Origin of the sequence: Acinetobacter sp. GD03645 (genome assembly GCF_029845285.1) — a bacterium.
Taxonomy (GTDB): domain Bacteria; phylum Pseudomonadota; class Gammaproteobacteria; order Pseudomonadales; family Moraxellaceae; genus Acinetobacter; species Acinetobacter corruptisaponis.
The window spans coordinates 1-12,921 of the sequence record NZ_JAOCLL010000011.1 but is presented as its reverse complement, the minus strand read 5'-3'; the positions used below and the strand labels follow the sequence as shown (position 1 = coordinate 12,921).

8 protein-coding genes are annotated in these 12,921 nt (G+C 38.8%); 1 reads left to right on the top strand and 7 read right to left on the bottom strand.

What is annotated here, in order from left to right; translation table 11 throughout:
• Positions 1–33: 33 nt before the first annotated feature.
• From N5J47_RS10320 to N5J47_RS10300, 5 genes are all read right to left on the bottom strand, one after another.
• Positions 34–1,443 carry a hypothetical protein gene (locus N5J47_RS10320; protein ID WP_279959818.1) on the bottom strand — a complete coding sequence of 470 codons (1,410 nt, stop codon included), beginning with the start codon at positions 1,441–1,443 and terminating at the stop codon, positions 34–36.
• Between the two features lie 210 nt (positions 1,444–1,653).
• Positions 1,654–2,796 (bottom strand): helix-turn-helix transcriptional regulator, encoded by a 1,143-nt coding sequence (locus N5J47_RS10315; protein ID WP_279959817.1) that lies wholly within the window; start codon positions 2,794–2,796, stop codon positions 1,654–1,656.
• A gap of 128 nt (positions 2,797–2,924) precedes the next feature.
• Positions 2,925–4,106: a helix-turn-helix transcriptional regulator gene (locus N5J47_RS10310; protein ID WP_279959816.1), complete on the bottom strand. Its 1,182-nt coding sequence runs from the start codon at positions 4,104–4,106 to the stop codon at positions 2,925–2,927.
• A 265-nt stretch (positions 4,107–4,371) separates the two neighbouring features.
• Entirely contained in the window at positions 4,372–5,607 is a 1,236-nt protein-coding gene (locus tag N5J47_RS10305) for a hypothetical protein (RefSeq protein WP_279959815.1), read from the bottom strand.
• 204 nt (positions 5,608–5,811) lie between these two features.
• Positions 5,812–7,440 carry an inorganic phosphate transporter gene (locus tag N5J47_RS10300; RefSeq protein WP_279959814.1) on the bottom strand — a complete coding sequence of 543 codons (1,629 nt, stop codon included), beginning with the start codon at positions 7,438–7,440 and terminating at the stop codon, positions 5,812–5,814.
• 438 nt (positions 7,441–7,878) lie between these two features.
• Here N5J47_RS10300 and metH point away from each other — a divergent pair, with 438 nt between their 5' ends.
• Positions 7,879–11,565: a methionine synthase gene (metH, locus tag N5J47_RS10295; RefSeq protein WP_279959813.1), complete on the top strand. Its 3,687-nt coding sequence runs from the start codon at positions 7,879–7,881 to the stop codon at positions 11,563–11,565.
• 106 nt (positions 11,566–11,671) lie between these two features.
• Here metH and N5J47_RS10290 read toward each other — a convergent pair whose 3' ends face one another.
• Together N5J47_RS10290 and N5J47_RS10285 are read right to left on the bottom strand one after the other, a co-directional pair.
• On the bottom strand, positions 11,672–12,301 hold the full coding sequence (locus tag N5J47_RS10290; protein ID WP_279959812.1) for a transglycosylase domain-containing protein: 630 nt from the start codon (positions 12,299–12,301) through the stop codon (positions 11,672–11,674).
• Positions 12,298–12,903 (bottom strand): hypothetical protein, encoded by a 606-nt coding sequence (locus N5J47_RS10285; protein ID WP_279959811.1) that lies wholly within the window; start codon positions 12,901–12,903, stop codon positions 12,298–12,300. The genes N5J47_RS10290 and N5J47_RS10285 overlap by 4 nt, the downstream gene beginning before the upstream one ends.
• Positions 12,904–12,921 lie beyond the last annotated feature (18 nt).

Here is a 12,921-nt window from a genome sequence, read left to right as displayed (position 1 = left end):
TAAAATAAAAAGTATCTATTATTATTTAAAGTATTATCTTATCATTTTTGAACCAGAACAATATTGAGGTCTAAAGTTATGTTTTATAGATGACAATAATCCATCTAATACCTTACACTGTGTATCTCCATATGTTAAATAGTTCGTATTTCCTGTTGCCCGATACGAACACTGAGCAACCTGAGCAATATAGTCATAGGTATAAATCTGAGGATCTGATGAATCACCCGTATATGTTTTTTTTGTACAATTTTCTATCTTCTTATCATCACTGTTATTATTCCCACTACCATTACTTATAGAACTACTTGAAGATGCTGATGAGCTAGAGGAACATTGTGGTAAATTTCCGATCTGATTTGCACTAAATGCACGTACTTTATTAGTCGATGATGTCGTTGAGTTATATGTACAAGTCGCTACATTTGCTGAATTTACTGTCGGCTTATTGACTGTTTGACTAGAGGTTTTATCTGGATTCGCTCCTGTAATATCACTCTTCACCCCACTTACATCATTTGTTGTTGCATTTTGCAATACAGTATTATTTTGCTGACTTTTATAACTAAAAACTTCTTCCCATTTTTCAACACGGTCTGCAAGTTTTTCATTTCCAGACATTACCCTATACTGCACATTATTGGTATTTGGAATAACAGATAATGTCGTAGTCGCCTTATTACTTATATCCTCAACTTTAATCACACCTTGATGTGGAAAGCTGTCTTCATCATCTTCACTTACTCGAAGTGCTAAAGGTGTAGGTGTTTCAAATTTAATTTTATAATCACCAACAGGACTATTTACTACAGATAATGTACCATTAGTGGTGATATTTAGTTCAGTATCACTTTTCAACTTATAGTTTAGTTTATAATTTTCAAATACATATTTAACATTATAAAAACTATTTTGTGTTTTTTCACTTGCATTGACTATCAAATTATTTGTTGCAAGTGTGGCAGAGGTATCATTTACATCTGATTTTAATGAACCTGTAATTGTCTGCGTTTCCTTTGTTTCTGGATTTTCCAGTACTAAATTCTGGTAACTATATTCTCCATTTTTAACGGTAACTGTACCACTTTTTGCGATAAGACTCTGATATTGACCTGCCTCAAACTTATAAAATAAACCGTCGCACTGATTAAAATTAATCACACCCTTGATATTAGTGTAAGTACCTGAAGTGCATTGCTCATCATCTTCCACAATTCCATCAATGCCATAAATCGCTGTATCCACCATACCCAAGGCTAGACTTTCTCTTGCAGCAATATGATGTGAGTGTTCCGAAACTGTTAATATCTTTTCTTTTTGCTGTTGTGTTGATGGTTTCTCATTTTGTTCTGCATTTTGATGATCATTACCATCATCGCCACCACACCCTGTCATTACTAACATAGCACTAAAAACTGCTGTATATAAAATTGAACGTTTCATAACTTTTCCCCACCTATAGATATTAATAAATATGCTAACTGAATCACATACTTTATAGACATTCCCAAATGGGAATATCACGTCATAAAAATTTAAGATAAACTCAAGGCATAAATCATTTGATAGACTCAGTATGAGCAGTTCCCCCTGCATCGAATATTGGTCTATCAAATGAGTTAAAATTAAGACAATTGAATAAAACAGATGAAATTAAATATGCTCAAACTCAAGTGTCACGCCCATCAACAACTGCATCAATTCAGTTTGCGAAGTACAACCCGTTTTGGCAAAAATATTTTTAATATAGACACGAATGGAACCATAGGTAATATCCATGTGTTCAGCAATCTGTTCAAGACTCAGACCATTGACAAATAAATCACAAACTTCCAGTTCACGTTTAGCCAGTTTATATTTTTGGATAAGATAATCTTTAGCTAAATATTGTGCCTGATTGGTTTGGGTCAAAAAAATAATGGCCTGTTTTTGGTGATACTGTGTCTCTGTTTCTGAAAAAGGTAAAATACTGAGCATTAATGAGCTATCATTATCATCATAGAGGGCCAATACTCCACCCGCTTCATTATTCAGATCATCATTTTCAAACAAGGCACTACGAATCAGCTGATTTAATTTTTCCTGAAAGTTTTTTAAAGTCTTTAAACTATTATTTTTATCCAGTTCTAATATAGACGACTTTTCAAATATTTTTTTTACAATTGCATTGGCATAACATAAACGGTAATCCTGATTTATTAAGATCACACCTATTTTAAAACGATCCAATACCTGGTAAATGTTCTTCTTATCTTCCTGCAACACCGTCATCTGACGATAAATCTGTAATGCGCGACGTAAATGTACACCTAAACGCTTTAATATTTTTTCCTCCTGTTCGCTATATTCATTTAACTGTGGTGAACGGTGTACTGCAAATACAGCCCAACTATAGGCGCTTCGCTCCAACAAAACTGCCGCCACATGGCTGACATTAGTTGGTTTTGCACATTTTTCATAAAACAGAAACTCATCTGTTTCCGCAGGCATGGCTGCATAATGTGCAAATGTATTCAGTACAGTATCGCCCAATGTTTTTTCTGCCCAATAAGGTGCATGTAAACGCATATCCAGTACTTTAACCTGTTCATCCTGATAGGCCCGCATACTTTCAGGCGGTATATTGTGGGTAAAGACAAAATCATAATTAGGACTTAACTGGTCTGTTGCGGTAAAAATCGCGGTAGTACTTCCTGTAAAATCAACAATTTCCGTCAACACATCCTGCCATAAGGCTGGGTTTAAGGCAGCCTCGTAGATCATGCCAATCACTTTATTTTCTTGTTCAGCCAACATCCGTGTATCCCCCGAGTTAAATCGTACACAGATTCATGCTAACTGAGTCACACAAAATACACATATCCTCATTTAAGGATGTTTTAAGCAAAATTTAAGCTTTCGCTGAAATAAAATTCTAATCTGGCTTAATATGAGCTACGGATACTCATGAGTAACTGCATCAGTTCCACCTGAGAACTGCAAGGCGTTTTTGCAAAGATATTTCTAAGATAGGTGCGTATTGAGCTTCTAGTCAGCCCCATTTGCTCTGCCACCTGTTCCAGATTAATCCCCATCACAAACAGGTCACAAAGCTCTAGTTCCCTTTTGGTCAGATTATAGGTTTGTTTTAAATATTTATGATTTAAATGATATTTTTGCTTATTCTCTTGTTCATCTCTTAATGCCATTGGCACATCATCAAAACTCAGCATCACCAAGGGACGAATACCAAAAAATGACATTTCCTTTTCTGAAGCCAATAAATTAATTGTGCAGGATAAACTACGCTCTGTTCCTGCAATTAAAAACTTTATGTCTTTATACTGTTCCAATTGCGCTTGCTTGTATCGAAATGCCTCCTCAATTTGATAAAGCTTTTCTAAAAACTGTACCTGATCTTTTTCAGGTAAGGTCAATCTCTGATCAATGACCTGCACCCATTCATTTTCTTCCAAAAAAACATCCATCATTGGATTGTTGTGTACAACTTGCCCTGACAAATTCAGCAGCATAATTGGCTGGTTCAGTTTATCGATCAGGTTATAGCCAACGATATTATCCAAGGAAAACTCATATAAATGCCGCTGTGCCATGACAATACGCTTTAAATGTGGCAATAGGCGATCCAGAAACTCCAACTCCTGCGGATTCAGTGGCTGCCGTTGCTGTGATGTACTAATACTCCAGAACACACACAGTTTCTCATCCCAGATCAGTTCATGGGTTGCCACATACCTTAGACCATAAGGCAAAAGGATTTTCTGATATAAATCAGAATTTTCCACAAATTCTTCAGGTACATGCGTGTGACATTGATACCAGCCCTTTCGTTCAGGGTCCAGAAATTTCCCCCAACGTGGGTCTGCCTCAGTTGGATAACGCAGATAATCCAATTCAGCCGAAGCATACGCCTCCAATGGCAGTGAACCAACACCATTGCTAAAGGACAACACATTATAAGAAAAGTCGATAGCCTGAATATGCACATAAGACACATTCAAGATTTTAAGTAATTCTTTGGAAAAGTTAAACCATCCATCTTTATTTAGGGGAATCTGATAAATCAGTTCACATAATTCATTATAGTAATTTTCAAGTAAATCCATTACATTTGTGTATCAAGTTTCATTCCTGTATCACCATATTGTATTTAATTTGTTATTTCAAGTATTTGAAATACATCTCTACAAAATACGATAAAAAAAGCCATTCCCTATACAGGGAATGGCGGAGTGTAAAGGTAAGCTACCCAGTCATGTGATTCCATTAAAATGGAAAATCCATCACCAGATTATCATTCTTGTTATCTTAATAGATAAACTAATCTAAAAACCATTCCTCATTTGTGGAATAATTTTTAGATCAGACACATTAGAATGTATAACCCGCATTTACCATAAAGCCTTTTAAGTTATTGTCCGCGTAGGTGTAGGTAAATCCAACACGGTATTCATCAATCCATGCTTTTGGTTTAAGGTTTTTAAAACCAATTGAGCCAGAAAGATCATGCTGGAAATCAGAATACAGTTGAGCGCCATAGAAATCTGTTCTTGCATACTGCAACTTGGCAATCAATGGACTGCCTGCAACTGTTTTATGCAGGACATGGCTATACTCCACCCCATTACGGAAAATGGTGTTTTGCAGGTCATAACCACTGTCAAAATCACCCACTTGCAACGCATCCGTTTTATAGTAAGAAATCATGTTGATGATGGAGATATTGGAATGCTCATTGATTGGGAATTGGGCGTTGCTGCTTAACCCTCCACCATAAATCAGTGCCGCTGTACCAAAATCCTGTGATCCTGTTGCACCAACACGAACCTGTGGCATGAGATACCAGGTCATTGCATCATTTGAAGTCACCTGGAAGTTAAGGCCTACCCCAAGATTCAGGCTACCAGAAAGTGCATCTTCTGTATCCACCAGGGTAATTGGCGCATCAATCACCAAACCCATTTTTTTGGAGTCAAACCAATGTGAATAAGCCAATGGCAGGTTATAAACATTGAGACCATAGCCTTGTTGGGTATAGCGGCCAAAACGAGGCATCATTGAAAAACTGGAAGATGACTGGTCTTTTAAGCCGAATGCCTGATTGGTTGCCATGTCAGATAAACTATCTGTCATTGAAACAGCCATGTTTGAAAGCAAGCTGGTTGGGTTGCCTGCAACAGGATCAATTGGTGAGTTCTTTACCCATTCCTTGGTTAATGCCTTTAACAGGTCTTTATCCATGCCTTCCAGCGCATCAACAAATTTTTCCTTACTTTCCTCGCGGGTTGCACCCGTATAGCTACGCTCAATACCTAAAGATGGAATCTTGAAAACCAAGGTAGATGAGTTCTGGGCATAACTGATATTGACAGGAACACTACGCAAATCAAGTTTTGCATTCACTGCTGATGTATCTGAATAATTTGGGAATATTTTACGCATATTTTCAGATTCATACTGATCGGCAACATTCAGGATCTTGTTATAGCCAATCATCTGGGTCACACCATCCACCTGCACTTCAGCAGTGAAGATATCTTTTGCAAATACTGAACCTGTTCCCATCACAGCAATTGCTAGACCCGTTGTCCAAATCTTGATATTCATTTAACCATTCCCCCGAATGAATCCATTTTAAAAAACAAATATTTCAACTGGTAGATGGTATGTTATTTTTTGTTAAAAAAATATTCCTCATTTGAGGAATAGACTTTTTATATTTTTTTAGATAAGGCGATACAAAACAGGTATTTTGATCAAAAAAAAGCCTTGCTGAAGCAAGGCATTTAAAACAGATTCAATTCTTTGCAATCAAGACACGAACTGTAGGAACAACCAGTATAATCCGCCTGAGATTGCAATCGTTGCTGGCAAGGTAAATATCCATGCGGAAAGGATTGTTTTCACTGTCGCAAAGTTGAGTCCTGACTTGTTCGCAACCATTGTACCTGCAACTGCACTGTTTAAAACGTGTGTTGTGGATACAGGCATACCCAAGCCATCGGCAGCAGCAATCGTACTCATCGCAACCAGTTCAGCCGACATCCCCTGCCCATAGGTCATATGGTTCTTACCAATACGCTCGCCTACAGTCACCACGATACGCTTCCAGCCGACCATCGTGCCCAGACCCAGTGCCAAAGCTACTGCAACTTTCACCCAGTTCGGGATGTATTGCAGGAATGAATCCAGATTGCCACGGTATTCTTTGACAACTTTTGCCTGATCCTGATTCATTGCAGGTAAAGCCTCAGCCTTGTCCAGACGCTTGAATGTGGTGGTACTTAAGTACATATCATTACGGATTTCACTTACCGCTGCCTCTGGAATGGCTTTCAAGTCACCATAATTGGCAACACGCTCACCCAAATGTGCAGTCATGCTGGCAAGTGCAGGCACAACCTCAGGTGTCTGTTCTTTGGTCTGGATGTATTTGGTTAGCACATCACGTGCTTTGGCATCTGTCAGCTCATTTTGATTGACATTAAGCACAGTCGCTGTTTGTACTGAAAGTTGTTCAAATGACTGTAAGTGTTTTGCATCAAGATTCTTGTTTAAAGAATACGCCAACGGCACCAAACCAATCAGAATCAACATGATCAGCCCCATACCTTTTTGCCCATCATTTGAACCATGCGCAAAACTTACCCCTGTACAGGTAAAGATCAGGATGGCACGGATTAATGGTGGCGGTGGCTTGTTGCCTTCTGGCGGCTGGAATAACTCCAGTTGACGCTTAAAGACTGTTTTTACCAATAAAAAGACGATAGCCGCAAAGGCGAAACCAATCAGTGGAGAGAACAGTAGGGCCTTACCGACCTTAATCACCTGATCCATATCTATGCCAGATGCACCACCATTACTCGAATTTAGAATGTAGTTCATAATGCCTACACCTAAAATCGAACCAATCAAAGTATGTGAACTTGATGCTGGAATTCCCAGAAACCAGGTTCCCAAATTCCATAAAATTGCGGCAATCAACATGGCGAACACCATGGCAAAACCAGCCCCACTTCCCACATTCATAATGAGTTCAACAGGAAGTAAGGCAATAATACCGTATGCAACCGCACCACTCGCCACCATAACGCCAAGGAAGTTACAGAAGCCCGCCCACATGACGGCCACTGGTGCAGGCAATGCATTGGTATAGATCACCGTGGCTACAGCGTTTGCTGTATCGTGAAAACCATTAACAAATTCAAAGCCCAACGCAATAAAAAGTGCCGTTGATAGAAGAATAACTGAATATAAACTTAATGGTGGAACATGCGCCAAATCAGCGCTCACCTGAAAACCAATATAAATAAGTGTTGCAATAATAATTGTTAAAAACACCGGCATAAAGAATTTCGGTGTAGGAACATGCACATTCGTCGATTTTGCCTGTGAACTGGCAAGCGGTGAATCCGAAACAGGAGGAAGATTAGAATTCATGTATGACGGCAAGAGGATAATTAAATCCCCTGTATTGTTTAATTAAATTATGACAATTATATGACAAAGGACTGTCACATGAAGCCAAAATTTCATAGTTTTGTCACATTTTCTGGGATTTTATTAGGACAATCTCACTATTTTTTAAAAAATTAATTATTAAAAACAGTATGTTAATAAAAATACTTTTAAACCAAAACTGTTTGTCTGATTTTGCAACAAATACAATGAAATATGACATCTTACTGTCATATTTCAGATTATTTGCGTTTTTTTTAAGCATTATTCAGCTCAATTATGACAACTTAATGAAGCTTTTATGACATTTTCCATTTGGTCTGATGAATCACCCTGACTGGGCATTGAAAATACACGCTTTGGCGTAGCTTCTGTTACAATGCGACTGCTTTTTAAACTTGCTATGTACTGGGGTTCCTTATGTCCACACTTGCCACCCTGAAATCACTTCTTGCCCAGCGTATCCTGATTATTGATGGCGCAATGGGAACCATGATTCAACGCCATAAATTACAAGAAGAAGATTATCGTGGTGAACGCTTTGCAGATTGGGCATCAGACCTTAAAGGCAACAACGACTTACTGGTTTTAACCCAGCCACAGATTATTCAGGGCATCCATGAAGCCTATCTGGATGCTGGTGCAGATATTATTGAAACCAACAGCTTTAACGGCACCCGTGTTTCCATGTCTGACTACCACATGGAAGACCTCGTTCCAGAAATCAACCGTGAGGCTGCACGTCTCGCTAAACAAGCCTGTTTAAAATATTCCACCCCAGACAAACCACGTTTTGTTGCAGGTGTGCTTGGTCCCACTTCCCGTACCTGTTCCATTTCACCGAATGTGAATGACCCTGCTTTCCGCAACATTACTTTTGATGAACTCAAAGAAAACTATATCGAGGCAGCACATGCCCTCATCGAAGGTGGTGCCGATATTCTTCTGATTGAAACGGTATTTGATACGCTGAACTGTAAAGCAGCGATTTTTGCGGTTAAAGAAGTGTTTAAGCAAATCGGTTATGAATTGCCTTTAATGATTTCGGGCACCATTACCGATGCCTCTGGTCGTACCCTGACAGGACAAACGGCTGAAGCATTCTGGAACTCAGTGCGTCATGGTGATTTATTGTCGATTGGTTTTAACTGCGCACTCGGTGCAGATGCGATGCGTCCACACGTTAAAACCATTAGTGATGTCGCAGATACTTTTATATCAGCGCATCCAAACGCTGGTTTGCCAAATGCGTTCGGTGAATATGATGAAACGCCCGAGCAAACCGCAGCATTTATTAAAGAGTTTGCTGAAAGTGGCTTAATTAATATTACAGGCGGTTGTTGTGGTACAACGCCAGACCATATCCGTGCCATTTATCATGCTGTTAAAGATATCAAGCCACGCCAGATTCCTGAAACTAAGCCTGCTTGTCGCCTCAGTGGTTTAGAACCGTTTAACATTTATGATGATTCACTATTTGTCAATGTCGGTGAACGTACCAACGTCACAGGTTCAAAAAAATTCTTGCGTTTAATCCGTGAAGAAAACTTTGCCGAAGCTTTAGAAGTTGCACAGCAACAGGTTGAAGCTGGCGCACAGATCATCGACATTAATATGGATGAAGGCATGCTCGATTCGCAAAATGCGATGGTACATTTCCTGAATTTAGTCGCTTCTGAACCCGATATTTCCCGTGTACCGATTATGATCGACTCATCTAAATGGGAAATCATTGAAGCGGGTTTGAAATGTGTTCAGGGTAAACCTGTGGTGAACTCGATTTCCCTCAAAGAGGGTTATGATGAGTTCGTGGAAAAAGCACGTTTATGCCGTCAATATGGTGCGGCGATTATCGTCATGGCATTTGATGAAACAGGTCAGGCAGATACGGCTGCGCGTAAACGTGAAATCTGTAAACGTTCTTATGATGTGTTGGTCAATGATGTTGGCTTCCCTGCCGAAGACATTATTTTCGATCCGAATGTGTTTGCAGTCGCAACAGGGATTGAAGAACATAATAACTACGGTGTCGATTTTATTGAAGCGACAGGCTGGATTAAACAAAACTTGCCACATGCCATGATTTCAGGTGGTGTGTCCAACGTATCATTCTCTTTCCGTGGTAACGAACCTGTGCGTGAAGCGATTCACTCTGTGTTCCTTTACTATGCCATTAAACAAGGCATGACCATGGGGATCGTCAATGCTGGGCAAATGGCAATCTATGACGACATTCCCAAAGAACTCAAAGATGCGGTTGAAGACGTTATCCTGAATCAAAATCAGGGTGAAAGTGGACAGGAAGCCACTGAAAAACTACTTGAAGTTGCAGAAAAATACCGTAGTCACGGCGGTGCAGCCAAAGAGGCTGAAAACCTTGAATGGCGTAATCAGTCTGTTGAGAAACGTCTTGAATATGCCTTAGTGAAAGGTATTACCACTTATATTGATGAAGATACCGAAGAAGCCCGTTTAAAAGCCAAGCGTCCCCTTGATGTGATTGAAGGCGCATTGATGGATGGCATGAATGTGGTCGGTGACTTGTTTGGCTCAGGGAAAATGTTCCTGCCGCAAGTGGTCAAATCTGCCCGTGTCATGAAACAAGCGGTGGCATGGCTCAATCCGTACATCGAAGCGGAAAAAACAGGTAGCCAGTCTAAAGGTAAAGTGTTGATGGCAACCGTCAAAGGTGACGTACATGATATTGGTAAAAATATCGTGGGGGTGGTCTTGGGCTGTAATGGCTATGACATCGTTGACTTGGGCGTTATGGTGCCTGCTGAAAAAATTCTGCAAACTGCCATTGATGAAAAATGTGACATTATCGGTTTATCAGGTTTAATTACGCCATCGTTAGATGAAATGGTATTTGTTGCCAAAGAAATGCAGCGTAAAGGCTTTAGCATTCCTTTACTGATTGGCGGTGCAACCACCTCTAAAGCGCATACTGCGGTTAAAATTGACCCACAATATTCAAATGATGCTGTGATTTATGTGGCAGATGCCTCTCGTGCGGTCGGTGTAGCGACGACTCTACTGTCTCAGGAAATGCGTGGTAACTTTATTGCCGAGCATCGTGCTGAATACGCCAAGATTCGTGAACGCCTAGCCAACAAGCAACCGAAAGCGGCTAAATTGAGCTATGCAGAATCCATTGAAAATGGCTTTAAAATTGATGACAACTATGTACCACCAAAACCAAATACGTTAGGCACACAGGTTCTTAAAAATTATCCGCTTGAAACTTTAGTACCATATTTTGACTGGACACCATTCTTTATCTCTTGGAGCTTGGCAGGAAAATTCCCGAAAATTTTGGAAGATGAAGTGGTGGGTGAAGCAGCGACTGATTTATATAATCAGGCACAGATCATGTTGAAAGACATTATCGACAATCAGCTTTTTGATGCTCGTGCCGTGTTTGGTTTATATCCTGCACAACGTACCGATGCGGATACCGTCAGTGTGTTTGATGAAAATGGTCAGAATGTCACACATAGCTTTGAACATTTACGCCAACAATCGGATAAAGTCACAGGCAAACCGAATTTATCTCTAGCAGATTATATTAGTACTTCCAAAGAAAATACGGATTATTTAGGTGGTTTCACTGTATCCATTTTCGGCGCGGAAGAACTCGCTAATGAATATAAAGCCAAAGGTGATGATTATTCTGCGATTTTGGTTCAGTCTTTAGCGGATCGTTTTGCTGAAGCATTTGCCGAGCATTTGCATGAGCGTATCCGTAAAGAGTTCTGGGGCTATAAAGCTGATGAAGTGTTGGATAATGAAGAACTGATCAAAGAGAAATATGTCGGTATTCGTCCTGCCCCTGGTTATCCTGCCTGCCCTGAACATTCAGAAAAAGCCGTGTTATTTGACTGGTTATGCTCTGAGGAAAAGATTGGAACCAAGCTGACTGAACATTTTGCCATGATGCCACCATCTTCGGTCAGTGGATTCTATTATTCACATCCTGACAGTGACTACTTTAATGTGGGTAAAATCTCGCAAGACCAGTTAGAAGATTATGCAAAACGTAAAAATTGGACTTTGGACGAAGCGAAACGGTGGTTAGCTCCGAATTTAGATGATTCGATTGGGTAATTTAGAAAGTCCTTTTAACTCCCTTACGAAGCAATGCTTTTCACTTTCTTTAAAAAGAGGAGGATGTCATGTAATTAAATGAATTATGTGACAGCTCCTCCCTTTTTCAAAGGGAGGTTGGGAGGGATTTGTACTTTACAATTTTAGACTGAATATTTCCCACTCTAACTTTCATTTTAAATGACCATCTTTCTTTATCTTTAATAGGCTCTGGATACTTTAATCTGCTAACTATTTTTATTTTCTCTAATGTATCAAGCTGATCCAAAAATATTTTTTTACGCCTTAAATAGCCAGTCAAACCATTCATTCCAGATCCTAAAAATGCTATATTTAAATATGCAGTCCCAATAATCTTAGTATTGAACTCATAAGTAATTAAAACTGCCAATAGTTGTTCCCTTAATTTACGAAATAAAGTCCTTTCATACCGTCCCGTAATGACTCTTACAAATTGCTGAGCTACAGTACTTGCTCCTTGAAAATCTTTCCTTACATGCGTAAAATAAATTGCCCTCAACATAGCGTAGTGATCAATACCATAATGAAAATTAGATCTATGATCTTCTGCTAAATATAATATTTTTATAATTTCATCGTCTAATAATATATCTAAATTTTCTAAATAATTACAACATTTTAAAAAATCATTATTTGAATTATCTAAATTAAAAAATATAAAGACCTTGCCTAAAACATAAAATGGAGTCGTTAAGAAAAAGTATAAAATTCTCATACTTTTTCTCGAACTTCAGGAATAAACTTCTGAAATGGTGTTTTGGATAGACAAACTATTCCTCTTTGATCAGCAACCATAGAATAAAAATCTCCATCAAACCTTGTTGCCATACGATCACTAAAAAAGAAATACTTTTTCTTCAATTCAAAACGACAATAAATAGTTGATTGTCTTTTTTCACCATATTCTGTCGCATGTAAAGTCAATATATCTGGACCAAAGATATTCTTTTGAATCGAACCTTCTATACTAGCTCGTGCTCTATTCTTACCTGTATATTCTAAAATATGTCTCCGATGTGTTTTTCTTTTCCCATAACTTGAGTCTTCGTAAATTTTTTCAGAAGCACCTCTTATATTATTTCCCTCTAATCTTAAAAATAAATTATGTTGTAACTCCATTTTTTCATAAGGCCTATATGCAGTTGTATTTGTTTTTGATTTTAAATACCATTGACCTGAAAAATCTGGAATTCCAAAAACTCTTTCTCTAACCCAGAAAAAAACTATTGCAATAATTATAGCAGCAAGAACAGCTTCCCAAACATCCCCTAATGCAAAATCCTCAAAGATGAAACTAGCAGTCATAGGTATACTCATATATTCCCCATACTAAAT